Genomic DNA, 23,859 nt, shown 5'->3' on the forward strand with positions numbered 1-23,859 from the left:
ACCATCATCAGTTGTGAAGTAGTGATTCACGACTTCAAGGCGCTTTTCGAAGGGGTATTTTGGCTTTGACATATCAGGGACTATTCCATTTCATCGTCCAACAAAATGGGTGCAGTACAGGTAAATGAAAATTTCCCGGGGCTTCCTACTTTCTGTCCCTCAACAATGCTCAAGACAGAAAGTCTTAAGCACCCGTATCACATCTTATCTCTCTGAATTAAAATGCAAAGATGTAATTCTATTCTGCGTAAATTACATTATTTCTGCGAGGCGCTTTCCAGAATAATAATTGATATTATTGATGAGCTAATCGGAAATAAAAAGGGAGTGAATAGTTCACTCCCTTTTTTCATCGATGAATTAACGCCTTCAGCCCATTGCGCTTTCGCGCAGGCGGGCTTTTAGCTTGTTATATTCGTCGATCACATACTGTTCCGCCGCGTGCTGATCCGCGATCGGCTCGACGTTGACGGCGCAGTATTTATACTCCGGCGTTTTGGTTATTGGGCTTAAGTTCTCCGTCACCAGCTCGTTGCAGGCGCCAATCCACCACTGGTAGGTCATATAGACCGCCCCTTTGTTTGGACGATCGCTGACCTGCGCGCGGGTAATGATCCGCCCTTTGCGCGAGTTCACCCACACCAGCGCTTCATCCTCAATACCGAGGCGCTCCGCGTCGGCGGTGTTGATCTGCGCGTAACCCGGCTCGTCAGCCAGCGCGGCGAGCGCGGCGCAGTTACCGGTCATCGAACGGCAGGAGTAGTGGCCCACTTCACGCACGGTAGAGAGCACCATCGGATACTCGTCGGTGAGTTTATCAATGGGCGCGACCCAGTCGCAGGTGAAGAACTGCGCCAGCCCGTTCGGGGTGTCGAACTTCTCCTTAAAGAGATAGGACGTCCCTTGATCGGCCTCCGACTCATCGCGACATGGCCACTGGATGTACCCCAGTTCACCCATTTTTTCATAGGTGGCGCCGTAGAAGTCCGGACACAGACTGCGCAACTCGTCCCAGATCTCCTGGGTGTTGTTGTAGTGCATCGGATAACCCATGCGGGTGGCGATTTCGCTGATGATTTGCCAGTCGGTTTTCAGATCCCACTTCGGTTCGACCGCTTTGAAGAAGCGCTGGAAGCCGCGGTCCGCCGCCGTGTAGACGCCTTCATGCTCGCCCCAGGAGGTCGACGGTAAAATCACGTCCGCCGCCGCCGCGGTTTTGGTCATGAAGATATCCTGGACAATCACCAGCTCCAGATCCTCAAACCCTTTACGCACCGCAGAGAGCTCGGCGTCGGTCTGGAGCGGATCTTCACCCATGATGTAGGCCGCACGCACTTCGCCATGCGCCGCGCGGTGCGGCAGCTCGCTGATGCGGTACCCGGTGTGTTCCGGCAGGCTTTCCACGCCCCAGGCCTTCGCGAATTTGGCGCGGTTCTCCGGGAACTTCACGTACTGATAGCCCGGATAGGTATCCGGCAGCGCGCCCATATCGCACGCGCCCTGGACGTTATTCTGACCGCGCACCGGGTTCACGCCAGCGTGCGCCTTGCCGAGGTTACCGGTCAGCATGGCGAGGCTGGTCAGGGAGCGTACGGTTTCCACGCCCTGGTAAAACTGGGTCACGCCCATGCCCCAGAGAATGGCGGCGGTTTTCGCCCCGGCGTACATCCGTGCGGCCTGGCGGATCTCCTGCGCGCTGACGCCGGTTATTGCTTCAACCGACTCCGGCGTGTAGCCTTCGACAATCTTCCGATACTCTTCAAAACCTTCCGTGCGGCTGGCGACAAACGCCTGGTCGTAGAGGTTCTCCTCAATGATGACGTGTCCCATTGCGTTTAACAGCGCGATGTTCGAGCCGTTTTTCAATGCAATGTGCATATCCGCAATGCGCGCGGTTTCAATTTTGCGCGGATCGCAGACGATGATTTTCGCCCCATTCTGCTTAGCGCGAATAACGTGGTTCGCGACGATAGGGTGAGAATCCGCCGGGTTATAGCCAAAGATGAAGACGAGATCGGTATTATCTATCTCGTTGATGGCATTACTCATTGCGCCGTTACCGACCGACTGGTGCAGACCTGCAACCGATGGGCCGTGTCAGACGCGAGCGCAGCAGTCGACGTTATTGGTTCCAATAACGGCGCGCGCGAATTTTTGCATCACATAGTTGGTTTCATTCCCTGTTCCGCGTGAGGAACCGGTGGTCTGAATCGCATCCGGACCGTACTTGGCCTTGATGGCGCTAAGGCGCGTGGCGACATAATCCAGCGCCTCGTTCCAGGAGACGGATTCCAGCTTGCCGCCGCGTTCGCGACGGATCATGGGGCTTTTCAGGCGCGGGGTGAGGATTTGGGTATCGTTAATAAAATCCCAGCCGTAGTAACCTTTCAGGCACAGCGTGCCCTGGTTGGTTTTCCCCTGCGCGGCCTCTGCCCGGACGATTTTGCCGTTATCGACCACCAGGTGGATCTTGCAACCTGAGGCACAATAAGGGCAAACCGTGACGACTTTCTTCATCAGTCTGCTCCAGTTAATCGAATCGTTCGCACCCACTATGCAGCTTCTATGCCATGTTTTTTGTATGGCTACTCCCTGACTTTACGGTCCCTTCGCGGTAAAAACTCTGACAAAAAACAGCCCATCGTCAAAATTGACGTGTCGACAGTGCAGCGGATGTGACATGGGTTGAATTTCCGTCACTGAAAAAAACCTTTAACTGGAGCCGACGGCAGAATGGTTCAGACTTAACATAATCCCCTGACGGAAGCATATGATGAAACCGGCGATTCTGGTGGTTGATGACGATACGGCAGTCTGCGAACTGCTCCAGGATGTGCTTAGCGAGCACGTCTTTAGCGTGCGTGTCTGCCATAACGGCCAGGATGCGCTGCGCCGGGTACAGGAGGAGCCGAATATCGCGCTTGTCCTGCTGGATATGATGCTGCCGGATATCAACGGCCTGCAGGTTCTGCTGCAGCTGCAAAAGCAGCGCCCGATGCTGCCGGTAATCATGTTAACCGGGCTGGGCAGTGAGTCAGACGTGGTGGTGGGGCTGGAGATGGGGGCCGACGACTATATTGGCAAGCCGTTCAACCCGCGCGTGGTGGTCGCCCGCGTGAAGGCGGTATTGCGCCGTACCGGCGTGCTGGCAGCCGAAGCGCCCGCGGCACCCGTGGCTGGCATCGCGTTTAACGGATGGACGCTCGATACCACCCGCTGCGAGCTGAGCGATCCGCAGCGTAATCCCGTGCCCTTAACCCAGGGCGAGTACGGCCTGCTGCTGGCGCTTACGCAAAATGCCCGCCGGGTGCTGAGCCGTGACCGGCTGCTTGAGCTGACCCACAGCGAAAGCGCTGACGTGTTCGACCGCACTATTGACGTGTTGATCATGCGCCTGCGCCGGAAGATCGAGGCCAATCCGCATCAGCCTGCGCTCATTAAAACCATCCGTGGGCTGGGGTATGTATTTGCCACCGATGTTAGCCGCCCCGAGCAGGCGGCATAAGGTTTACGTTATTGCCGGAACAAGAATGGCGGCAAAAATGGCGCTGATGCACAGGTACTTGAGGGCGTAATAGGCTTTACGATTGCGTTTTTTAAGACGTTGCCCGCGTTCGCGGCCCGCATGAACATATTTAAAAATGCGGTTAATGCCGCCGGTACGGTCATTATCGTCATTCGGTGAGCTGGCCGCAGACATCAGCGTGGTGCCCACCCAATGGTTAACCGCCTGCGCCCAGCGCCACTTCATCGGACGCTCGATATCACAGAACAGAATAATGCGCGTCCGATCGGTTTTATTTTCCGCCCAGTGGACGTAGGTCTCATCAAAAATAACCGCCTCGCCATCGCGCCAGCTATGGCGCTGCTGGTCCACTTCAATAAAGCAGCGATCGTCATTCGGGGTAGATAAGCCCAGGTGATAGCGCACCGAGCCCGCGTAGGGATCGCGATGCTTGCCCAGCTTTGCCCCCGCAGGCAGTTCGGCAAACATGGCCGCCTTCACGCAAGGAATTTGACTCACCAGCCGCGTGGTCACCGGGCAAAGCGCTTGCGCAGAGGGGTGAGCGTCGGCGTACCATTTCAGATAAAAACGCTTCCAGCCGCGTTTAAAAAAGGTGTTAAAGCCAGCGTCGTTATTATTTTGCGCCGCCTTTATATGATCCTGTAAACGCACCGCCTCTTCACGAATAACCTGCCAGTTTTCCGTCAGCGTGTTTAATTCGGGGAAACGCTCTGTCTCAAAGAAAGCCTGCCTGGCGGGCAGGGAAGAGAACGCCGTCATAAACATATTGATGGGTGCCATGAACGTCGAATGGTCGAACAACTGACGAGACAGCGTCTGTTTTTCTTTGCCGCGTGAATGCGCGTAAATAACGCTAATAATGAAAATACCGATGATGATGGCTGCGAACATTTTTCCCTTGTCCTCTTTCTATCTCATTTCGGAAAAGCGTGCGGACAGAGTGCTGCCCACGCCGAATATGCCAGATGGAGAGAGTGTAGTTCGGGAATGCAAAATTCATAGAACTGTAATGAGAAATCGCAATTATTGTTAAATTAAGTGCCCTCGTGAATAAAAGCCTCCAGCTCGGCCAGCGTTTTTGCGCCGTCAATTGCATTGGCGGCCAGCAGGCTTGCCCGCGCGCAGGCGTGCGCCAGATAAATGCTTTCCGTGAGCGGCAGCGACTCATGGCAGCCGTATAAAAAGCCTGCGCAAAAGGCATCGCCCGCGCCGACGCTGCCGATGATCTCTTCCTGCTCCAGCATCCATGACGGGATCCAGCGGCCTTCTTCACCGCGTGCTTCTCCCCATGCGCCTTCCGGACAGTGGATCACCACCCGCTGGCGTACGCCGGCCGCCAGCAGCTGCGTCGCGGCTTCTGCGATATGGGCAACGTGCGGGACGTCGTTTTCGTCACGCATCGTCAGGCCGCTAAACTCGCCGGCCTCCAGCTCGTTAATCACCAGATAGTCCAGATGGCGCAGGGCAGGGAGCACCAGCGGCTGATAGCGCGGGTCGCCCTTACGGGAAACCAGATCGAGCGAAGTTTCATACCCCAGGTCGCGCATCTGCGCCAGCAGCCGCGCGCTGCGGGTGCCGAACTCGTCATCGGGCATATCCAGGCTGTCGAGCAGCAGCAGATAGCCGAGGTGGAAGATCTTCATCGATCCGTCCAGGCGATCGAAGGCGGGAAGATCCAGCAGGCGGTTAGCCCCCGGGGAGTGGAAAAAGGTGCGCTGTCCGCTGGGGTCGGTCATCACCTGCGACATGGAGGTTGGCGCAAAGGTGGTGCGCTGTACGCGCTGGCGGTTGACGTGGTACTGGTCGAGCATCGCCAGAATGTAGTCCCCGTCAACGTCTTCGCCAATCAGCCCCACCGCCTGCAGCGGCAGGCCAACGTGCATTTTCGCCAGCGTCAGCAGGACGTTGAGCGGCGCGCCGCCGGTTGAGCGTTCGCTGTGGGTGATTTCCGCCAGCCAGCCGCGCTCCGGCCACTGCACGATCTGGTGGACGTGGTCCACCAGCATATTGCCTGCGGCGATGATGCCTTTACGTTCCATTATGCCTGCCCCGCGCTGCCGAAGATGCGCATCTGTTCGGCGACCGTATCCGTAATTGCCTCTTCTATCCCCAGCAGCAGCTCGGCAAACTCATCGTAGAGCGGCTGGCGTTTTGCCATCCGCTGCTCCACGGCGGCAAGCGCGGCCTGCGACATCCCGGTATAGAAATTGATTTTATGAATGCCCAGCTCGATGGCGCGGCGGAAGTCGGCATCGCTAATCCCGGAGCCGCCGTGTAAAACCAGCGGCAGGCCCGTCTGCTGACGAATGGCGTCCAGGCGGGGAAAATCGAGCTTCGGCTCGCCCCGGTATTTGCCGTGCGCGTTACCGATGGCCACCGCCAGCGCGTCAATACCGGTTGAATCGACAAATTCGCGCGCCAGCTGGGGGTCGGTAAAGCAGGCTTCATCCGCATGGCCGTAAAGCGCGCCGCCTTCATCGCCTCCGACCGCGCCCAGCTCCGCCTCCACCGACACGCCCACCGCGTGGCACATCTTCACCACCTCCCGCGTCTGGCGAATGTTCTCCTCATAGCTCAGCGTCGAGCCGTCGAACATCACGGAGCTGAACCCCAGGCGCAGGGCGCGCACCACGGCGTCAAAATGCAGGCCGTGGTCGAGGTTGAGCACCACGGGAATATCGTGACGGGCGGCCTCGAACTTGACCGCTTCGACAAGCGAATCCAGGGACACGTACTTAAAATGCACTTCGGCGATGTTGATGATAAACGGCGAGCGCTCCTGCTTTGCGGCGGCGAACAGCGCGCGCAGGAAGTGGGAATCGAGGACGTTAAACGCCCCCAGCGCATAGCGGTGCTGTCTGGCGTGTGCCAGACCGTCGGCAAGAGAAATCAATGGCATCATTCACCCCTTAAATCCGAAACAGGTTGTACTCGTTGCACAGCACCAGCAGCGCCGGTTCGTCCTCTTCGATGTTGTTATAGCGGGCAACGGGCTGCAAAAAGTGGTTGTCATGCTCATCGTCATTCACCGAGGACACTTCCCCGACCAGCACGTCGCCGAAGCCGCGTTCGCCCCAGAAACTGTGGTAAAGACAGGGCGTCAGGCAGATGCTTTCCCCGGGCAGCAGGCGCAGCTGGCTGCCGGGCGCGTGAGTCTGACGGCAGCCGTCGACGGTAACCGTCACGTCGGTGTTTTCCGTCTCTTCATGCGCCCCGGCATTCCATAATTCCACGATCAGGTTCCCGCCGCCCCGGTTGATGATGTCTTCCCGCTTGCGCCAGTGAAAATGCATCGGCGTGACCTGGCCCTCTCGAACGTGCATGATTTTTTCGGCATAGCCTTTTTCATACGGCACGCCGTTGGGCGAGCCGTTGCGCAGGGTAAACAGCGTCAGCCCCTCAGCGGCAAAATTATTGCCGCCGAACGCCGTCACGTCCCAGCCGAGCTTGAGGTCGAACACTTCCTGCCATGCGGCCTGGTCAAGCTGCTGCCATTTCGTTGGCGGAAAGCTGGCAAAGGGCGGGAGATGCACGTCGTGCATGGAAAAAAACTGCCGCGTGTGGCCGAGGATTTCATTGATGTCGGAGCGTTTCATGGGGACTCCTTCGATTAGGTGCAAAACGTACCCCTCACCCTAACCCTTTCCCCAAAGGGGAGAGGGAACTTGACCACCCTCTCCCCTTTGGGGAGAGGGCAGGGTGAGGGGGTTACTTAACCGTCCACCCCTTATACGTGCCGACGTTCTTTTTATCGATCATCGTCACCGGGATCAGCACCGGTTCTTTCGGCGCCGGTTTGCCCTGGAGAATGTCATAGCCGATCTCCACCGCCTTCGCCGCCATCACCTGCGGATCCTGCGCCGGGGTCGCCACAAACAGCGAGTTTTCGCGCTTCAGCGCTTCCTCACCGTCCGGGCTGCCATCCACGCCAACGATAAAGAACTCGTTGCGCTGCGCCTGTTTCGCCGCCAGATCGGCGCCGATCGCGGTCGGATCGTTAATCGCAAACACGCCGTCGATCTTCGGATTGGCTGCCAGCAGGGAGGTCATCACTTCCAGACCGCCTTCACGGCTGCCCTTGGCGTTTTGGTTATCCGAGAGCACCTTGATATCCGGGTGTTTTTTAAATTCCGTCTGGCAACCTTCCACGCGGTTCTGCACCGCAGAGACCGGCGGTCCGTTGATGATCACCACGTTGCCTTTGCCTTTCAGGCGATCGGTAATGTACTTACAGGCCATTTCGCCCGCCTGGGTGTTGTTGGAGGTAATGGTGGCATCAGCCCCTTCCGCCGCGACGTCAACCGCCACGACCACGATCCCGGCCTCCTTCGCGCGCTTCACCGCCGGGCCGATCCCTTTGGAGTCCGCGGCGTTGAGGATAATCATGTCCACTTTCGCGGCGATGAAGTTGTCGATCTGCGCCACCTGCTGGCCCAGATCGTAACCGCTGGAGACCAGCGTCACCTTGACGTTATCCCCTGCCAGCTTGCGCGCTTCCAGCTCGGCACCTTTGGTGATCTGCACGAAGAACGGGTTAGCCAGGTCGCCCACCGTCACGCCGATGGCCTTCAGATCTTTAGCCTGCGCAAACGGCGTTGCGGCAAGCAGTGCGCCAGCACAGAGCGCGGTTACTAACGGTTTCAAACGCATAGTGTTTTCCTCGAAGCTGTAGGGTTTTGTTGTTATGCACTTTGATGGTGTCGGGTACGGTATTTGTCGATCAGCACCGCTATGATGATCACCGCCCCTTTGATCACCAGCTGCCAGAAGTAGGAGACGCCCATCAGCGTCATGCCGTTGTTGAGGGTGGCGATGATAAGCGCGCCGACCAGCGTGCCGGTGATCGTGCCGATCCCGCCGACGAAGCTGGTGCCGCCGAGGATCACCGCCGCAATCGCGTCCAGCTCGTAGCCCGTGCCGAGGTTGCCGTTGGCGCTGTAGAGGCGCGAGGCGCTCATCACGCCGCCGAGGCCGGAGAGCAGCCCGCTCATGCCGTAGACAAACAGCAGCACCAGCCAGACCTTAATGCCCGTTAAGCGTGCCGCCTGCATGTTGCCGCCCACCGCATAGATGTGTACGCCGAGCGTGGTGCGGCGCAGGATGAACCAGCACACCGCAATCACCGCCAGGGCGATGACCACCAGCCAGGGAATCGGGCCGAGATAGTTATTGCCGATCCACTCGAAGCTGATGTTGGAGTTAATGACCGTCGTGCCGTCGGCCAGCAGGTAGGCCGCACCGCGTAGCGCCGTGTAGGTGCCGAGCGTGACGATAAAGGGCGGCAGCCCGGCAAAGGCCACCAGCGCGCCGTTAAACAGGCCCAGCACCATGCCGAGCATCAGCGCGGCCGGGATGGAGAGCATGGCGAACTCAGGAATAAGCGACACCACCATCGCCGCCACCGCCGTGGTGCCCAGAATCGAGCCGACGGAGAGGTCAATCCCGCCGGTTAAGATGATGAAGGTCATTCCCGCCGCCAGCACGATGTTGATCGACGCCTGACGGGTGATGTTGAGCAGGTTGCTCTCGGTGAAGAAGTTCGGGGCGATAAAGCCAAATACCGCCACGATCAGGATAAGAATCGGCAAAATGCCGACCGTTTGCATCAGATCGCTCATCAGCATTTTTTTTGCGGAGGCGGATTTCGCCACCTGCTGCGGACTGGTTGAATGCGTCATGGTTACACCGCCTGATGATGAGTGTCGTTGACGCCGGTTGCCAGCGTCATGATGTTTTCCTGAGAGATGCCGCGCCCGTGGAGCTCGCCCGCGATGCTCCCTTCGCGCATCACGTAGACCCGGTCGCTCATGCCCACCACTTCCGGCAGCTCGCTGGAGATCATTAAAATCGCCACCCCTTTGCGCGCCATTTGATTCATGATGCGGTAGATCTCGCTTTTCGCCCCGACGTCCACGCCGCGCGTCGGTTCGTCCAGAATCAGAATGCGCGGGCCGATGGCGACCCAGCGGGAGATCAGCAGCTTTTGCTGGTTGCCGCCGGACAGCCCGCCCGCTCGCACCTGCGAATGCGGTACGCGGATGTTGAGCAGGGCGATGGCGTCATCGGAAATCGACTGCGCTTTTTTGCGGTTCAGCATGCCGAAGGTAGCGTCGCGCTCGAGCGTCGCCATGGTGATGTTCTCCTGCGCCGCCAGCTCCAGAAACAGCCCCTGTTCCTTGCGGTTCTCGGTGAGGAAACCGATGCCGTTCTCGATGGCGGCACGCGGGGAGTGGATCACCACCGGCTCGCCGTCGACCTCAATCATGCCGCCGGTGGCTTTGCGCACGCCGAAGATGAGCTGCGCCAGCTCGGAGCGTCCGGCTCCGACCAGCCCCGCCAGGCCGACGATTTCGCCGGAACGCACCTGCAGGCTGCACGGCTGCACCTTTTTACCGTCGGTGAGGTGGTGGACGTTGAGGCGCGGGCTGCCGAGGGGAATATCACGCTCCTTGTTGAACAGGTCGCTCAACGGCCGGCCCACCATCATGCGCACCAGCTCGGAGGCGTTGAGCTTATCGCGCGTCAGGCTGCCGACGTACTGCCCGTCGCGCAGGACGCTGACGCGGTCAGAGAGTTCATACACTTCCGCCATGCGGTGGCTGATGTAAATAATCGCCATTCCTTCATCGCGCAGGCGCAAAATCAGTTCAAACAGGCGGTGCGTTTCCCGCGAGGAGAGGGCGGCGGTGGGTTCATCCATCACCAGAATGCGGCTGTTGCGGTGCAGCGCGCGGGCGATTTCCACCTGCTGCTGCTCGGCGATGGTCAGCTTCATCACCAAATCGGTGGCGCTGAACTGCGCGCCGAGACGGTCAATGACCGCCTGCGCCTGGGCGGCCATCTCTTTACGCTGCACCATCCCGCCGCGCGACAGCTCGCTGCCGAGGAAGATATTCTCGGCTACGGTCAGATTGGGCGCGAGCTGCATCTCCTGATAAATCAGGGTAATGCCTGCGGCCAGCGCGTCTTTCGGCCCTTTAATGTGAAACGGCTGTCCGTCAATCAGGATCTCACCGCCGGTGGCGGTATAGGCGCCCGCGAGGATTTTCATTAGCGTGCTTTTTCCCGCGCCGTTTTCGCCCATCAGCGCGTGGATCTCACCGGGAAAAACCGTCAAATCTACACCCTTGAGCGCCTGGAAACTGCCAAACGTTTTGGCAATGCCGCGCATCTCTAATACCGGTGTTCTGCTCATGGCGGATCTCCTGTGAATGCCGATTTCTGCACTTCATCACAGGTGCGTAAATGCAAAATGTCAGAAGCTGTTCATATTTGTCATAGTGATGAATAGCTAAGGTGGATCACATTTTACCCTCACCCCAGCCCTCTCCCTGGAAGGGAGAGGAAGCAAATCATTCCCTCGCCCCTTTGGGGAGAGGGTCAGGGTGAGGGGGCGCCAAACCGCACAGGAGCCCAAACCCATGCCATCACGCCCGCCGTTCTTCGCCAGCGCCCGAGGCCGCCTGCTGATTTTTAATCTGCTGGTGGTCGCCGTAACGCTGATGGTGAGCGGCGTGGCGGTGCTCGGCTTTCGGCACGCCAGCCAGATCCAGGAGCAGGTGCAGCAGCAAACGCTGGATGACATGACCGGCAGCATGAACCTGGCGCGCGATACGGCAAACGTGGCGACGGCGGCGGTGCGGCTTTCGCAGGTCGTCGGGGCGCTGGAGTACAAAGGTGAAGCCGAGCGCCTCAAACAGACGCAAATGGCCCTGCGCCGCTCGCTGGAACAGCTTGCGGATGCCCCGCTGGCCCAGCAGGAACCGGCCCTGGTGGCGCGGATTATTCAACGAAGCAATGAGCTTCAGCAGAGCGTGACGGAGATGCTGGAACGTGGTCAGCGGCGCCATCTGGAACGTAACGCCCTGCTGAGCGCGCTGTACCAAAGCCAGAGCTACCTGCGCCATCTGCAGGAACTCAACCGCCGCTATGGCAGCAACGTTCCGGATGCGCTGCACCTGATGGAGATGGACCGGCTGATCGCCGCCGCCATCGATACCCCTTCGCCGCGCGCGACCGTTCAGCAGCTGGACGCGGTGGCCGCAACGCTGCCCCGAAATGCTGTGCAGCCGGTCGTGAAGGGGGTGCTGCCTGATTTTAATGCTGAGTTAGGCAAGCTCGGCCCGCTGTCGAAACAGCTGGAAGAGAGCGATCTGGCGATAAGCTGGTATATGTTCCACATCAAGGCCCTGGTGGCGATCCTCAACGGTGACATTAATCAGTACGTCGAGCAGGTGGCGCAGGCTTCACGGCTGCGTACAGCGCAGAGCCATCACGAGCTACAGTCCATCAGCGTGTTTATCAGCGTCTTCGCCCTGCTGGCGCTGATTATTACCGGGTGCGCCTGCTGGTATATTTACCGCAATCTGGCCTCTAACCTGACCGCCATTTCCCGGGCGATGTCGCGCCTTGCCCACGGCGAGCAGGATGTTTCCGTTCCCGCCCTGCAGCGGCGCGACGAGCTGGGAGAGCTGGCGCGCGCGTTTAACGTTTTTGCCCGCAATACCGCCTCGCTTGAGCACACCACGCGGCTGCTGAAAGAGAAAACCACGCAGATGGAGATCGACCGCGTTGAGCGTCAGGGGCTGGAAGAGGCGCTGCTGCACAGCCAGAAAATGAAGGCGGTTGGACAGCTAACCGGCGGGCTGGCGCATGATTTTAACAACCTGCTGGCGGTGATCATCGGCAGTCTTGAGCTTACTGACCCTGAATCGAACGATGCGCCGCGCATCGCCCGGGCGCTGAAGGCGGCCGAGCGTGGCGCCTTACTGACCCAGCGCCTGCTGGCGTTTTCCCGCAAGCAATCCCTGACGCCGCATGCGGTAGAGATGCTGCCGCTGCTGGAGAACCTCCGGGAACTGCTGCGCCACTCCCTGCCCGCCACCCTGACCCTGGAGATTGAAGCGCAATCCCCTGCCTGGCCCGCCTGGATAGACGTCAGCCAGCTGGAAAACGCCATCATCAACCTGGTGATGAACGCGCGTGATGCGATGGAGGGGCAAAGCGGAGCGATCAAAATTCGCACCTGGAATCAGCGCGTCACCCGCAGCGACGGGCGCAGGCAGGATATGGTGGCGCTAGAAGTGATTGACCGCGGCAGCGGCATGTCGCAGGAGATTAAATCCCGGGTCTTTGAACCGTTCTTTACCACCAAGCAGACCGGGAGCGGGAGCGGGTTAGGGCTGTCGATGGTCTACGGCTTTGTGCGCCAGTCAGGTGGTCGCGTTGAGATTGAAAGCGCGCCGGGGCAGGGAACCACCGTCCGGCTTCATCTGCCGCGCTCGACCCTTCCCGCCGCGGCAGAGGATGAAGCGCTGTCAGCGACCGCCTCCGTCGATAGCGAGCGCCTGGTGCTGGTGCTGGAAGATGAGGCGGACGTTCGTCAGACACTGTGCGAGCAGCTGCACCAGCTTGGTTACCTGACGCTGGAAGCGGACAACGGCGAGCAGGCGCTGAGCATGCTGGCGGCGTCGCCGAATATTGGCATGTTTATCAGCGACCTGATGTTGCCGGGAAGCCTGGGCGGAGCCGAGGTGATTAACCACGTGCGCAGCCATTATCCGCAGCTTCCGGTGCTGCTCATCAGCGGCCAGGATTTACGACCCGCGCATAATCCTCAGCTGCCGGACGTTCAGCTACTGCGTAAGCCGTTTACCCGCGCGCAGCTGGCGCAGGCGCTGCGGAAGGTGATGGTAATTTGAGATTCCTCCGCTACCCCCGTTTCCTGCTGTTCATTATCGTAAGGCCAGTTCACCTGCGAGTCTGGCCTTATGAAACGTTACTCAACTACTCTGTTATTTGGTCTGCTGTCACTCACCAGCCAGCTGGCTCATGCCGATATTGTTGATGATGCTATTGGCAACATTCAGCAGGCGATCAACGATGCCTATAACCCAAACAGCAGCCGCAGCAATGACGATGACGATCGTTACGATCGCAGCCGTCAGATCGACAGTCGCCAGTACGACGATCGTCGCCGGCAGCTTGAAGACAGACGCCGCCGTTTAGACGAGCGTCAGCGTCAGCTGGATGACGACAGGCGTCGGTTAGAAGAAGATGAGCGGCGGTTAGAAGACGATTACGATCGCGGATAATGCCCGGTGGCGCTTCGCTTACGCGGGCCTACAAAACCTCGGACCGTAGGCCGGGTAAGGCGCAGCCGCCACCCGGCAAAATCTAATCCAGCACCAGTACCATCCCGTCATACCCCGCCTCAATGCCGTCCGGCAGCGGGTTATCCATCATCCACACGTCAAACTGGTGGCTGATGTGCGTCAGGATCACCTGCGGGCAGCCAATCACCTCGTTCAGCGCAATCACGGTATTTAAGTCGCTATGGTTTCGCGGCGTCTCGTCGCGCGGTTCATGGCTGCAGTCAATGATCATCGCCTGCGGCTGATTGTTGAGCAGAAACTTCGCCGTTTTTTCCGGCAGCCCGGCGGTGTCGGAAAGCCAGGCCACGCGGCTGTGGGCCGACTCCAGCAAATACCCAAAGGTCAGCTTCGAATGGTTGAGCGGCAGCGGCGTGACCCGCAGGCCCTGAAGTTCAAACATCACAAACGGCTCGACCGTGTGGCTGAAATCCAGAATCCCCGGATGTTTAAACAGGTCGTCACAGCCCGCTTCGTCCGGCGGGCCGTAAACCGGGATCGTCGCGCCAACGCCCCAGCGCAGGGGGAACAGCCCCTGGACGTGATCCATATGGTAATGGGTCAGCAAAAACTGCTGGAAGCTGCCTGCGGGCCAGTCGTCCATCAGGTGCGGAATGCCCGCATCCAGCAGGGTGACGGCATCGTTGAATTTGACCACCGCGCTACAGGGGCGACGGCGATAGCTGTCCTGCAGGCGCGCCCGGCGGCACGCCGCGCAGTCGCAGCCAAAGACCGGCACCAGCTGGGCGCCGCCCGTTCCCGTCAACGTGACTGTCAGACTCATAACGCACCTCTACAGCGGCCTGGTGAATCGGAAATGGCTCTGCGTATAGCCTTCGCGAACGTAAAAACGGTGCGCATCCACGCGCTTCACGCTGGTGGACAGTTCGGTCAGCTCCGCGCCGGCCTGTCGCGCGACGTCCTCCGCCCAGGCCAGCAGCTGGCTTCCCACCTTTAACCCGCGCGCCTGCGGCATCACCACCAGCTCCTGGATCTCACCGATCCAGCGCGCGTGATGGAGGTGAAACTGCATGTGCAGGCCGATCATGCCGATGGCTTCCCCGTCCAGCTCGGCAAGCTGGTAGTGCATGTTGCGATCCTGCAAATTGGCAAGATAGCCTGCGTGAAACGCCTGGCGATCGAACTCGGCCTGCTTTAATTCGCAGATTAACGCGTAAACGATTTGCGCATCGTCCGCGGTGGCGGGGCGAAGCGTACAGTCAGGCATGCTGGTTCTCCTTCTGACGAATAAGCGATAAAAAAGTATCGACTGACTGTAGCAAACTTCCGTCGTTGTTGAGGATGTGACAGTCGGACGGAGCATAGCGGGCCGCGCGCGCAAGCCGCTGGTCGATCTCGCGGGCGGATTCACGCCCCCGGCTCTGCAACCGGCTGCGCAGGACGTCCGGCGAAACCTGCAGACAGACCGGCAGAAGGGACGCGCCATAGCGGGCGCGCGCCTGCGGAAGATGCGCCCGCGAGCCGTTGACCAGCACGTCGAACCCCGCATGCAGCCACAGGTCGGTCTCAATCCCGATCCCATAGTAGTAGCCGTTGGCGTGCCAGCTCAGCGCCAGCAGGTTTTGCCCGGCGCGGATGAAAAACTCCTGCTCGCTCAGGGCGATATGGTTTTCACTCCCTGCGTTGGCCGCGCGGGTGATGTAGCGGTGCGCCACGAGCAACTGGGGATGTTCCCGCTGCCGTAAGGCAGACAGCAGGCTGTCCTTACCGGAGCCGGAGGGCCCCATTAACCAGACGAGTCTTCCCATCAGAACACCCTTTTTCCCTGACGCCAGACGTGGTCGATATGGATGTGCTCCCCCTTGCGGTGGGCCAGCACCAGATCCGCGCGTTTCCCCTCGGCGATTTCCCCGCGATCGTGAAGACTAAGCGCCGAGGCCGGGTTTTTCGTCACCAGGCGAATCGCCTGCGGCAGCGTAAAGCGGTTGTCCTCGTCGTCGGCCACCCGGAACGCCGCATCCAGCAGGCTGGCGGGGTAGTAGTCGGACGAGAGGATATCCAGCAGGCCGAGGGAAGCAAGCCTGCTCGCCGCCACGTTGCCGGAGTGCGATCCGCCGCGCACGATGTTCGGCGCGCCCATCAGCACGCTCATGCCGTGTTTGCGCGAGGCCTCGGCCGCTTCGAACGTGGTGGGAAATTCAGCGATCGCGATGCCGAGCTGGTGGGATTCGCGCACGTGATCGTGCGTGGCGTCGTCATGGCTGGCCAGCGCGATATTGCGGTCCCGGCACATCGCGGCAATCTTAAGGCGATTGGGCTGCGACCACTGGGCCGCCAGCGCCAGCTGCTCTTCCTCGTAGCGCGCCATCTCCGCATCGCTGAGGGAATATTTGCCCTGATAGTATTCGCGGTACTTTGCAATATTGGCGAACTGGCGCTGCCCCGGCGAGTGGTCCATCAGGGAGACCAGCGAGACCGGCTCGCGCCCAACCAGCTTTTCAAACAGCGGCAGCGTAGTGTGGTGCGGCAGCTCGCAGCGCAGGTGAAGACGGTGCTCGGCGCGGTTGAGGCCGCGCTTTTGCGTCTCCTCCACGGCGTTGATCATTTTTTCCAGATTCTCCAGGCGATCGCCGCCGTCGCGAACGTCGCCAATGGCCACCGCGTCCAGCACGGTGGTAATGCCGCTGGCGACCATCAGCGCGTCGTGGCTGCTCATCGCCGAATGGGCGGGCCAGTCCACCTTCGGGCGAGGGGTGAAAAATTTGTCCAGGTTATCGGTATGCAGCTCGATCAGCCCCGGCAGCAGCCAGCCGCCTTCACCGTCCATCGCCTCGGGCGCGCGGCTTTGGGTTTCGGCAAACGCGCGGATGACGCCGTCCTGGATCTCAATCGACCCGCCAACGACCTCGTTTTCCAGCACCAGCCTGACGTTATTGATAATCATACGGTTGTCCCCATTGGGTGCAGTCTGTCCGCTATGCGGGTGCGAACGGCATCGTCGTGGAAGATCCCGACGATCGCCGCCCCACGCGCTTTGGCCTGCTCGATCAGTTCCACCACGGCCGCGCTGTTTTTACCGTCGAGCGAGGCGGTAGGTTCATCCAGAAGTAAAATCGGGTAGTCGACGATAAAGCCGCGGGCGATGTTGACGCGCTGCTGCTCGCCGCCGGAAAAGGTCGACGGGGCCAGGTGCCACAGGCGCTCGGGCACGTTGAGGCGCGTCAGCAGGCTGGCGGCTTTGGCGGCGCAGGCTTCGCGCGGCACGCCGAGATCCAGCAACGGCTGCATCACCACGTCCAGGGCGGAGATCCGGGGAATCACCCGCAGAAACTGGCTTACCCAGCCGATCGTCGAGCGGCGCACCTCGAGCACCTTACGGGCGGGAGCCTGCACCAGATCGACCCATTCATCATTGTGGCGAATACGAATATGGCCTTCGTCCGGCAGATAGTTGGCGTACAGGGAGCGCAGCAGGGTCGATTTTCCGCTGCCGGAATGGCCGTGCAGCACAACGCATTCGCCTTTGCCGACCTCCAGAGAGGCGTTTTGCAGGACCGGCAGGCGCACGCCGTTTTGCTGGTGGAGCACGAAGGTTTTACTGACGTTTTGTACGTGGATCATGTTGGCCTCGTGGCGTTTTCTTGCCGGGTGGCGGCTGCGCCTTACCCGGCCTACGGGTGCGGTGTTCTTTTTGCCGGGTGGCGGCTGCGCCTTACCCGACCTACGGGTGCGGTGTTCTTTTTGCCGGGTGGCGGCTTCGCCTTACCCGGCCTACAGGTGCGGTGCTCTTTTTGCCGGGTGGCGGCTGCGCCTTACCCGGCCTACGGGTGCGGTGTTCTTTTTGCCGGGTGGCGGCTGCGCCACCCGGCAACAGCAACCTCAGTTCTGCAACACGGACGACACCAGCAGCTGGGTGTAAGGATGGTGGGGATCGTCAAGCACCCGGTCGGTTAACCCACTTTCCACCACCTGGCCCTGCTTCATCACCAGCAGACGGTCCGCCAGCAGGCGCGCAACGCCTAAATCGTGGGTGACAATCACCACCGCCAGGTTCAGTTCCACCACCAGACCGCGCAGCAGGTCGAGCAGGCGCGCCTGCACGGAGACGTCCAGCCCGCCGGTGGGTTCATCCATAAACACCAGCTTCGGGTGCGTGACCAGGTTGCGCGCAATCTGCAATCGCTGCTGCATGCCGCCGGAGAAGGTCGTCGGCAGGTCGTCAATGCGCGAGGCGGGGATTTCAACTTCCTCCAGCCAGTGCTGCGCCGTGGCGCGGATGTTGCCGTAGTGGCGCGCGCCGGTGGCCATCAGCCGTTCGCCGATGTTGCCGCCCGCCGAGACCTGACGGCGCAGGCCGTCCATCGGGTGCTGGTGCACCACGCCCCACTCGGTGCGCAGCAGGCGGCGGCGCTCGGCCTCGCTCATGCCGTACAGCGAGGTGCCCTCATACAAAATGTCGCCGTTCTGCGGCGTCAGGCGCGCGGATATGGATTTCAGCAGGGTGGTCTTGCCGGAGCCGGACTCGCCGACAATCCCCAGCACTTCGCCCGGCCACAGCTCGAACGACACGTCGCTAAAGCCTTTGCCCGGCGCATACAGGTGGGTCAGGTTGTTAACCGAAAGCAGCGGTTTCATTGGCTATTCGCCTCGCTCTGTTGGCGGCAGTAGTCGGTGTCGGAGCAGACAAACATCCGTTTGCCCGTGTCGTCCAGCACCACTTCGTCCAGATAGCTGTGTTGGGATCCGCAGATGGCGCACGGCTCGTCCCACTCCTGCACCGTAAACGGGTGATCGTCGAAATCCAGGCTCTCCACGCGGGTGTACGGCGGTACGGCGTAGATGCGTTTTTCACGCCCGGCGCCGAACAGCTGCAGGGCGGGCATCATGTCCATCTTCGGGTTATCGAATTTCGGGATCGGCGACGGGTCCATGACGTAGCGCCCGTTGACCTTCACCGGGTAGGCGTAGGTGGTGGCGATATGGCCGAAGCGGGCGATGTCCTCGTACAGCTTCACCTGCATAACGCCGTACTCTTCCAGGGCGTGCATGGTGCGGGTTTCGGTTTCGCGCGGCTCGATAAAGCGCAGCGGCTCCGGGATCGGCACCTGAAAAATCAGAATCTGATCTTCCGTCAGCGGGGTTTCCGGAATGCGGTGACGGGTCTGGATCAGCGTCGCGTCTTCGGTTTTTTCGGTGGTCGCGACGCCCGTTACCCGCTGGAAGAAGCTGCGGATCGACACGGCGTTGGTGGTGTCGTCGGCACCCTGATCGATGACCTTCAGCACGTCCGCTTCGCCGATCACGCTGGCGGTGAGCTGGATACCGCCTGTACCCCAGCCGTAGGGCATCGGCATTTCGCGGCCGCCGAATGGCACCTGATAGCCTGGAATCGCCACCGCTTTGAGAATAGCGCGGCGGATCATGCGTTTGGTTTGCTCATCCAGATAGGCAAAGTTGTAGCCGCTTAAGTTAGCCATTGGCGCGCTCCCGTTGCAGGCGTTTCAGCAGTTCCAGTTCGGCCTGGAAATCGACGTAGTGCGGCAGCTTGAGGTGCGAGACGAAGCCCGCGGCCTCAACGTTATCCGCGTGGGCCAGCACGAACTCTTCGTCCTGCGCCGGGCCCGCGATGTGTTCGCCGTAGTCCGGCGCCTGCAGGGCGCGGTCAACCAGCGCCATCGCCATCGCCTTGCGCTCGCCGAGGCCAAACACCAGCCCGTAGCCGCGGGTAAAGTGCGGGTCTTCATTTTCGGGGGCGACAAAACCGTTGACCATTTCACACTCGGTCATCAGCAGTTCGCCGACGTTCACCGCAAAACCCAGCTCTTCCGGCACGATTTCCACGTCGATGTAGCCGCTGCGAATTTCGGCGGCAAACGGGTGGTTGCGCCCGTAGCCGCGCTGGGTGGAGTAGGCCAGCGCCAGCAGATAGCCTTCGTCGCCGCGCATCAGCTGCTGAAGGCGGGAGGAGCGCGAGCACGGATAAACCGGCGGCGTGCGGGTGATGTCGTCCGGCTGCGCGCCTGAGTCCTCTTCCGCCTTCGCCAGACCCTGTTTCGCCAGCAGGCTGAAGACGTGCGGAGACGGTTCCTGTTCCGCGTCGGAAGTGCTGAGCTGCGGCGCTTCGCCGTTCGCCAGCAGGGTGAAATCCAGCAGGCGGTGGGTGTAGTCGTAGGTCGGGCCAAGCAGCTGGCCGCCGGGCACGTCTTTGTAAACGGCTGAGATGCGGCGCTCCAGGCGCATGTCGGCGGTGTTTAACGGCTCGCTGACCGCCAGTTTGGCAAGCGTGGTGCGGTAGGCGCGCAGCAGGAAGATGGCTTCCACGTTATCGCCGCTGGCCTGCTTCAGGGCAAGCGCCGCCAATTCGCGGTCGGCGATGCCGCCCTCGGTCATCACCCGGTCGACGGCAAGGTTGAGCTGCTGTTCAATCTGGGCAACGCTCAGCTCGGGAAGCCGTTCATCGCCCCGTCGTCTGTGCGCCTGCAGCGCATGGGCGGCGGCGATGGCCTTTTCGCCCCCTTTGACGGCAACGTACATCAGCACACCTCCACGTGGGTGGTCCGCGGGATGGCCAGCAGGCGCTCGCCGCAGGTCAGGATCAGGTCAATGCCCAGCGGGAACGGGTGCGGGCGCTCGGTCAGCTCGTGAATGATGCACTCCGGCAGCTGCGGCGCGACCATGCGCTCGTCGGCGATGCCTGCGCCCGTCAGGCGCAGCATGCGGCCACCGCTCAGGCTGGAGACCTGCAAAATCAGAGTGGCGCTGGTCTCGGGGGCGACGGCGCTGCCTTCGCTCAGGGCGTTAAGCTGTTCATGGCTGATTTGCTCGTCGGCTACGGCAAAGATTGCCTGCTGGGGCCGATCGACCAGCGGGGCGCCGGTGTGAAAACGCAGGTTCTGGCTGGCGATATCGTTGGATAATGCGCCGGAAAGCCAAACAGGCGTGTCGTTGTCGGCAAGGGTCAGCAGCACGCTGGTGGTCGCCAGATTCAGCGGCAGCCAGCCCTGGGAGAGCTGGTGCAGCGAGACGATCGCGCCGGGCTCGCTCATCGCCTTCAGCAGGCGACGAAAGCTGTGTTGGGCATCCTGGACGGCCAGGGTAAAAGCAGGTTGAAGCGTCATGCGTTGTCTCCGCGAACGAGCGTAAAGAAGTCGACCCGGCTGGTGTTCACTTCGGCCTGACGTGCGGCAAGGCGCGCGGCGCGGTCGGCTTCCAGCGGGGCAATAAGGGTTTCCATTAACGTCTGGAAATAGGGTGGTTCCTGTAAAAGCGCGTCGATCACCGCGCAGCGCTCGGCGTGCGCTTTATCGCGCCCCAGCACGTAGCTGTAGCCCAGCGTGCCGCTGTTCAGACGGATCGCCGCGCGGGTGAGGGTGGCGTCGCCGGCGTAAAAGCGCTCGCCGGTGCCGCCCATGCGCGCCTGGATTTGAACGAGGCCGATCTCCGGGGCGCGGAGGGTGTCATAGTCTGGCGTCAGGCTGAGCGCGCTCATGCGGGCTGTCAGCGCGGCAGGCTGGCTGTGGGCCAGCACGCGCATCCAGCGCTGTCGGGTGGCGGTGTCGAAGTGCATTCAGTGCTCCATAGTGAATTCGATCATGTCGGCGCGGGTCAGGCTGACGGAGTATTCCGTCGCGTTGACTTCACCGTCACGGTGGTTGAGGGTGCGCACGCAGAGCAGCGGGGCCATGTTGGGAATTTCGAGCACCCTGCTCTCTTTCGCCTGCGCGCGACGGGCGCTGATGCGCGTCTGGGTGCGCTTGAGCGCAATGCCCGTGGCATCCTGCAGAAAGTCGTGCAGGGAACCGCTGGAAAAGTTTTGCAGCACTGGCCAGAGGGCGAGATCCGCGAAGTAGTGGTCGATCTGGCACACCGCCACGCCGTTAACGCGACGCAGGGTGCGCAGGTGGATGACGTTGTCGCCCTCCTGAATGCCCAGCGCGTCCGCCACGTGGCTGGAGGCCGGGCGCAATACCGACAGCAGCTTTTCGCTGGTCGGGTGGCTGCCCTGATCCAGCAGGTTCTGGCTAAAGCGCGCCTGGGCATTGAGCGGATAGTCGAACGGGCGCATCAGCACCAGCACGCCCACGCCCTGACGGCGCTGGACCCAGCCGCGCTCGACCAGCTGGTCAATGGCGCGGCGCAGGGTGTGGCGATTCACTTCATAGCGATCCGCTAGCTGCTGCTCGGCGGGCAGATAGTCCCCGCAGCGGTAGTGGGTGCGCAGCTCCACTTCGAGCCTGGCGGCAATTTCTTGCCAGCGGGTGGGGTAACTGGTCGGATGTCTGGATAAGTGCATAGAAAACAAAGCCTCGCTTCTCAGATGAAGTGCTTACGCAAACGTTGAGAGAGGAAATCCAGCAGGCTGACGGTCACGATGATGAGCACCATCAGGGCGCAGGTTTGCTGGAACTGGAAACCGCGAATCGCTTCCCACAGGGTGACGCCAATCCCGCCTGCGCCGACCATGCCGACCACGGTCGCAGAGCGAACGTTGGACTCAAAGCGGTACAGGGAGTAGGAGATCAGCAGCGGCATCACCTGCGGCAGGACGCCGTAAAGGATCTCTTCGATTTTGTTGGCGCCCGTTGCGCGAATGCCCTCAACCGGGCCAGGCTCGATGGCTTCAACCGCTTCGGAAAGCAGCTTGGAGAGCACGCCGGTGGTGTGGATGAACAGCGCCATCACGCCCGCGAACGGACCCAGACCCACGGCGACCACGAACAGCATCGCAAAGACCATTTCGTTGATGGCGCGGCAGGCGTCCATCAGGCGGCGCATCGGCTGGTATACCCACCACGGCACGATGTTTTCCGCGCTCATCAGGCCAAAGGGAATGGAGAGAATGACGGCAAGGGCGGTGCCCCAGACGGCAATTTGCAGGGTGACCGCCATTTCGCTGAGGTAGTCCTGCCACTGGCTGAAGTCCGGCGGGAAGAAGTCGGCGGCGAAGGTCGCCATGTTGCCGGAATCTTTGAAGAGCAGCAGCGGATCCATTTCCGCGCCCTTCCAGGAGATAACCAGCACCGCCAGCAGGATGGCCCAGCTGATGAGCGAGAACCAGCTGCGCTTAGGCGGCGGGAGGGTGATGGTTTGCATGTATTACTCCGCAGGTCTATGTGTGCCGGATGGCGCTACGCTTATCCGGCCTACGATCCAAAATGTAGGCCCGGTAAGCGCAGCGCCACCGGGCGAAAAGCGTTACTGCACCGCTTTATTCACGCTGGTCATGGCACCCAGCGCGGCGGTCAGGCGGTCGAGGTCTTCCAGCTGGGCCTGAATCGCAGCCACTTTGCTGGTCTTCTCCTCGTCCTTCAGCCCTTTGTTGTCCTTCACGCCCTGCATCTCTTTAAACAGCGCCAGCTGGCGAATCGGGACCAGCTGCAGGTCGCTTGATGGACGGAACGGCGCCCAGCCCAGGCGTTCCAGAACCGCTTTCTCTTCCGGCGTTTTGCCGTAGGTCATAAAGAAGTCGTAGACCTTGTCCTTAGTGCTCTCTGAGAGGTTTTTACGCCAGACGATCGGGTCGCCCGGGATCAGCGGAGACTTCCAGATAACCTTGATCTCCTTCAGCTTGTCCGGCGCTGAGGTTTTCAGCTTGTCGAGGTTCTCGGTATTGTTAGTGGCAACGTCCACCTGCTTGTTGGCCACGGCCAGGGCGTTGGTTTCGTGGCTGGCGTTTACGGTACGTTTGAAGTCGCTGGCGGAGGCGTTGTTTTTGGCGAAGACGTAGTAGCCGGGGACAAGGTAACCGGAGGTGGAGTTCGGGTCGCCGTTGCCGAAGGTCAGCTCTTTGCGTTTGGCAAGCATGTCGTTGAGATTGTTGATCGGGCTGTCTTTGTTGACGATCAGCACGCTCCAGTAGCCCGGGGAGCCATCTGCCGCGACGGTCTGGGCAAAGACCTGGCCGTTGGCGCGGTCCACCGCTTCCATGGCGGAGAGGTTGCCGTACCAGGCGATGTCCACTTTATTGAAGCGCATCCCCTGGATGATGCCCGCGTAGTCCGGGGCGAAGAAGGCGTTTACTTTGATCCCCAGCCTGGTTTCCATATCTTTCAGGAACGGTTCCCACTGAGGCTTCAGGTTCTGCTGTGATTCCGTCGAAATAATGCCGAAGTTCAGCGCTTTTTCCTGCTCTTCCGCATACGCTGGGCTTAACAGGGTGCTGAGGCTGAACATGCTGGTAAAGGCCAGCGCGGCAACGGCTTTGTAGCTCATGTACTTTCC

24 protein-coding genes are annotated in these 23,859 nt (G+C 60.6%); 3 read left to right on the forward strand and 21 right to left on the reverse strand.

Features of this window, described 5'->3' with window-relative positions:
- Positions 1 to 369 precede the first annotated feature (369 nt).
- Entirely contained in the window at positions 370 to 2,517 is a 2,148-nt protein-coding gene (gene fdhF / locus ACMWKK_RS23140) for a formate dehydrogenase subunit alpha (RefSeq protein WP_112781408.1), read from the reverse strand.
- 256 nt (positions 2,518 to 2,773) lie between these two features.
- Here fdhF and ACMWKK_RS23145 point away from each other — a divergent pair, with 256 nt between their 5' ends.
- Entirely contained in the window at positions 2,774 to 3,505 is a 732-nt protein-coding gene (locus ACMWKK_RS23145; protein WP_045328749.1) for a response regulator, read from the forward strand.
- A 3-nt stretch (positions 3,506 to 3,508) separates the two neighbouring features.
- Here ACMWKK_RS23145 and lpxO read toward each other — a convergent pair whose 3' ends face one another.
- The 7 genes from lpxO to ACMWKK_RS23180 form a co-directional block, all read right to left on the reverse strand.
- Entirely contained in the window at positions 3,509 to 4,417 is a 909-nt protein-coding gene (lpxO, locus tag ACMWKK_RS23150; protein ID WP_112781409.1) for a lipid A hydroxylase LpxO, read from the reverse strand.
- A 143-nt stretch (positions 4,418 to 4,560) separates the two neighbouring features.
- Positions 4,561 to 5,568, reverse strand: a complete 1,008-nt coding sequence (locus tag ACMWKK_RS23155) for a carbohydrate kinase family protein (protein WP_112781410.1) — start codon at positions 5,566 to 5,568, stop codon at positions 4,561 to 4,563.
- Complete coding sequence (locus ACMWKK_RS23160) at positions 5,565 to 6,425, reverse strand: ketose 1,6-bisphosphate aldolase (protein WP_112781411.1); 861 nt, start codon at positions 6,423 to 6,425, stop codon at positions 5,565 to 5,567. Before ACMWKK_RS23160 ends, ACMWKK_RS23155 begins: the two co-directional genes overlap by 4 nt.
- A gap of 10 nt (positions 6,426 to 6,435) precedes the next feature.
- On the reverse strand, positions 6,436 to 7,122 hold the full coding sequence (locus ACMWKK_RS23165; protein WP_045328742.1) for a D-lyxose/D-mannose family sugar isomerase: 687 nt from the start codon (positions 7,120 to 7,122) through the stop codon (positions 6,436 to 6,438).
- Positions 7,123 to 7,234: 112 nt separating this feature from the next.
- On the reverse strand, positions 7,235 to 8,176 hold the full coding sequence (locus ACMWKK_RS23170) for an ABC transporter substrate-binding protein (protein ID WP_112781412.1): 942 nt from the start codon (positions 8,174 to 8,176) through the stop codon (positions 7,235 to 7,237).
- 32 nt (positions 8,177 to 8,208) lie between these two features.
- Entirely contained in the window at positions 8,209 to 9,204 is a 996-nt protein-coding gene (locus tag ACMWKK_RS23175; protein WP_032644731.1) for an ABC transporter permease subunit, read from the reverse strand.
- Positions 9,205 to 9,206: 2 nt separating this feature from the next.
- The gene (locus tag ACMWKK_RS23180; protein WP_112781413.1) at positions 9,207 to 10,721 is read right to left on the reverse strand and encodes a sugar ABC transporter ATP-binding protein; all 1,515 of its coding nucleotides are present in this window, start codon (positions 10,719 to 10,721) and stop codon (positions 9,207 to 9,209) included.
- A gap of 226 nt (positions 10,722 to 10,947) precedes the next feature.
- On the opposite strand from ACMWKK_RS23180, the gene ACMWKK_RS23185 reads away from it, so the two are divergent.
- Positions 10,948 to 13,227, forward strand: a complete 2,280-nt coding sequence (locus tag ACMWKK_RS23185) for an ATP-binding protein (protein WP_112781414.1) — start codon at positions 10,948 to 10,950, stop codon at positions 13,225 to 13,227.
- 69 nt (positions 13,228 to 13,296) lie between these two features.
- A complete protein-coding gene (gene yjdP, locus ACMWKK_RS23190; RefSeq protein WP_112781415.1) occupies positions 13,297 to 13,620 on the forward strand; it encodes a DDRRRQL repeat protein YjdP in 324 nt (107 codons plus the stop codon).
- Between the two features lie 82 nt (positions 13,621 to 13,702).
- On the opposite strand, the gene phnP is transcribed toward yjdP, so the two are convergent.
- The 13 genes from phnP to phnD form a co-directional block, all read right to left on the reverse strand.
- A complete protein-coding gene (gene phnP / locus ACMWKK_RS23195; protein WP_112781416.1) occupies positions 13,703 to 14,461 on the reverse strand; it encodes a phosphonate metabolism protein PhnP in 759 nt (252 codons plus the stop codon).
- 9 nt (positions 14,462 to 14,470) lie between these two features.
- Entirely contained in the window at positions 14,471 to 14,905 is a 435-nt protein-coding gene (phnO, locus tag ACMWKK_RS23200; RefSeq protein ID WP_045328730.1) for an aminoalkylphosphonate N-acetyltransferase, read from the reverse strand.
- Positions 14,898 to 15,449: a ribose 1,5-bisphosphokinase gene (gene phnN, locus ACMWKK_RS23205; protein ID WP_088475264.1), complete on the reverse strand. Its 552-nt coding sequence runs from the start codon at positions 15,447 to 15,449 to the stop codon at positions 14,898 to 14,900. Before phnN ends, phnO begins: the two co-directional genes overlap by 8 nt.
- Positions 15,446 to 16,582 (reverse strand): alpha-D-ribose 1-methylphosphonate 5-triphosphate diphosphatase, encoded by a 1,137-nt coding sequence (gene phnM / locus ACMWKK_RS23210; protein WP_112781417.1) that lies wholly within the window; start codon positions 16,580 to 16,582, stop codon positions 15,446 to 15,448. Before phnM ends, phnN begins: the two co-directional genes overlap by 4 nt.
- Positions 16,579 to 17,259 (reverse strand): phosphonate C-P lyase system protein PhnL, encoded by a 681-nt coding sequence (gene phnL / locus ACMWKK_RS23215; protein WP_045328724.1) that lies wholly within the window; start codon positions 17,257 to 17,259, stop codon positions 16,579 to 16,581. Before phnL ends, phnM begins: the two co-directional genes overlap by 4 nt.
- A gap of 258 nt (positions 17,260 to 17,517) precedes the next feature.
- Positions 17,518 to 18,273 carry a phosphonate C-P lyase system protein PhnK gene (gene phnK, locus ACMWKK_RS23220; protein WP_045332022.1) on the reverse strand — a complete coding sequence of 252 codons (756 nt, stop codon included), beginning with the start codon at positions 18,271 to 18,273 and terminating at the stop codon, positions 17,518 to 17,520.
- Entirely contained in the window at positions 18,270 to 19,115 is an 846-nt protein-coding gene (gene phnJ, locus ACMWKK_RS23225; RefSeq protein WP_045332024.1) for an alpha-D-ribose 1-methylphosphonate 5-phosphate C-P-lyase PhnJ, read from the reverse strand. The genes phnK and phnJ overlap by 4 nt, the downstream gene beginning before the upstream one ends.
- On the reverse strand, positions 19,108 to 20,172 hold the full coding sequence (locus tag ACMWKK_RS23230) for a carbon-phosphorus lyase complex subunit PhnI (protein WP_112781418.1): 1,065 nt from the start codon (positions 20,170 to 20,172) through the stop codon (positions 19,108 to 19,110). Before ACMWKK_RS23230 ends, phnJ begins: the two co-directional genes overlap by 8 nt.
- A complete protein-coding gene (gene phnH / locus ACMWKK_RS23235) occupies positions 20,172 to 20,756 on the reverse strand; it encodes a phosphonate C-P lyase system protein PhnH (RefSeq protein ID WP_112781419.1) in 585 nt (194 codons plus the stop codon). The genes ACMWKK_RS23230 and phnH overlap by 1 nt, the downstream gene beginning before the upstream one ends.
- The gene (gene phnG / locus ACMWKK_RS23240; protein WP_112781420.1) at positions 20,753 to 21,205 is read right to left on the reverse strand and encodes a phosphonate C-P lyase system protein PhnG; all 453 of its coding nucleotides are present in this window, start codon (positions 21,203 to 21,205) and stop codon (positions 20,753 to 20,755) included. Before phnG ends, phnH begins: the two co-directional genes overlap by 4 nt.
- Positions 21,206 to 21,931: a phosphonate metabolism transcriptional regulator PhnF gene (gene phnF, locus ACMWKK_RS23245; protein WP_045332035.1), complete on the reverse strand. Its 726-nt coding sequence runs from the start codon at positions 21,929 to 21,931 to the stop codon at positions 21,206 to 21,208.
- 20 nt (positions 21,932 to 21,951) lie between these two features.
- Positions 21,952 to 22,731: a phosphonate ABC transporter, permease protein PhnE gene (gene phnE, locus ACMWKK_RS23250; RefSeq protein WP_045332039.1), complete on the reverse strand. Its 780-nt coding sequence runs from the start codon at positions 22,729 to 22,731 to the stop codon at positions 21,952 to 21,954.
- A gap of 102 nt (positions 22,732 to 22,833) precedes the next feature.
- Positions 22,834 to 23,850, reverse strand: coding sequence for a phosphonate ABC transporter substrate-binding protein (gene phnD, locus ACMWKK_RS23255; RefSeq protein ID WP_045332042.1), 1,017 nt, complete (start codon positions 23,848 to 23,850; stop codon positions 22,834 to 22,836).
- Positions 23,851 to 23,859: the final 9 nt, after the last annotated feature.

This window comes from Enterobacter sp. 01-M-03-SI-ECC (assembly GCF_047530215.1).
Classification (GTDB): Bacteria; Pseudomonadota; Gammaproteobacteria; order Enterobacterales; family Enterobacteriaceae; genus Enterobacter; species Enterobacter chengduensis.

What these genes read in the sequence shown, in the direction of transcription:
- yjdP (WP_112781415.1), top strand. Translation starts at nt 13,297, where the DNA reads ATGAAACGTTACTCAACTACTCTGTTATTTGGTCTGCTGTCACTCACC.
- ACMWKK_RS23185 (WP_112781414.1), top strand. Translation starts at nt 10,948, where the DNA reads ATGCCATCACGCCCGCCGTTCTTCGCCAGCGCCCGAGGCCGCCTGCTG.
- ACMWKK_RS23160 (WP_112781411.1), bottom strand. Translation starts at nt 6,425, where the DNA reads ATGCCATTGATTTCTCTTGCCGACGGTCTGGCACACGCCAGACAGCAC.
- ACMWKK_RS23145 (WP_045328749.1), top strand. Translation starts at nt 2,774, where the DNA reads ATGAAACCGGCGATTCTGGTGGTTGATGACGATACGGCAGTCTGCGAA.
- ACMWKK_RS23180 (WP_112781413.1), bottom strand. Translation starts at nt 10,721, where the DNA reads ATGAGCAGAACACCGGTATTAGAGATGCGCGGCATTGCCAAAACGTTT.
- phnK (WP_045332022.1), bottom strand. Translation starts at nt 18,273, where the DNA reads ATGAAACCGCTGCTTTCGGTTAACAACCTGACCCACCTGTATGCGCCG.
- phnO (WP_045328730.1), bottom strand. Translation starts at nt 14,905, where the DNA reads ATGCCTGACTGTACGCTTCGCCCCGCCACCGCGGACGATGCGCAAATC.
- phnG (WP_112781420.1), bottom strand. Translation starts at nt 21,205, where the DNA reads ATGCACTTCGACACCGCCACCCGACAGCGCTGGATGCGCGTGCTGGCC.
- ACMWKK_RS23230 (WP_112781418.1), bottom strand. Translation starts at nt 20,172, where the DNA reads ATGTACGTTGCCGTCAAAGGGGGCGAAAAGGCCATCGCCGCCGCCCAT.
- ACMWKK_RS23175 (WP_032644731.1), bottom strand. Translation starts at nt 9,204, where the DNA reads ATGACGCATTCAACCAGTCCGCAGCAGGTGGCGAAATCCGCCTCCGCA.
- phnH (WP_112781419.1), bottom strand. Translation starts at nt 20,756, where the DNA reads ATGACGCTTCAACCTGCTTTTACCCTGGCCGTCCAGGATGCCCAACAC.
- phnL (WP_045328724.1), bottom strand. Translation starts at nt 17,259, where the DNA reads ATGATCCACGTACAAAACGTCAGTAAAACCTTCGTGCTCCACCAGCAA.
- lpxO (WP_112781409.1), bottom strand. Translation starts at nt 4,417, where the DNA reads ATGTTCGCAGCCATCATCATCGGTATTTTCATTATTAGCGTTATTTAC.
- phnF (WP_045332035.1), bottom strand. Translation starts at nt 21,931, where the DNA reads ATGCACTTATCCAGACATCCGACCAGTTACCCCACCCGCTGGCAAGAA.
- phnD (WP_045332042.1), bottom strand. Translation starts at nt 23,850, where the DNA reads ATGAGCTACAAAGCCGTTGCCGCGCTGGCCTTTACCAGCATGTTCAGC.
- phnE (WP_045332039.1), bottom strand. Translation starts at nt 22,731, where the DNA reads ATGCAAACCATCACCCTCCCGCCGCCTAAGCGCAGCTGGTTCTCGCTC.
- phnJ (WP_045332024.1), bottom strand. Translation starts at nt 19,115, where the DNA reads ATGGCTAACTTAAGCGGCTACAACTTTGCCTATCTGGATGAGCAAACC.
- ACMWKK_RS23165 (WP_045328742.1), bottom strand. Translation starts at nt 7,122, where the DNA reads ATGAAACGCTCCGACATCAATGAAATCCTCGGCCACACGCGGCAGTTT.
- phnP (WP_112781416.1), bottom strand. Translation starts at nt 14,461, where the DNA reads ATGAGTCTGACAGTCACGTTGACGGGAACGGGCGGCGCCCAGCTGGTG.
- phnM (WP_112781417.1), bottom strand. Translation starts at nt 16,582, where the DNA reads ATGATTATCAATAACGTCAGGCTGGTGCTGGAAAACGAGGTCGTTGGC.
- ACMWKK_RS23170 (WP_112781412.1), bottom strand. Translation starts at nt 8,176, where the DNA reads ATGCGTTTGAAACCGTTAGTAACCGCGCTCTGTGCTGGCGCACTGCTT.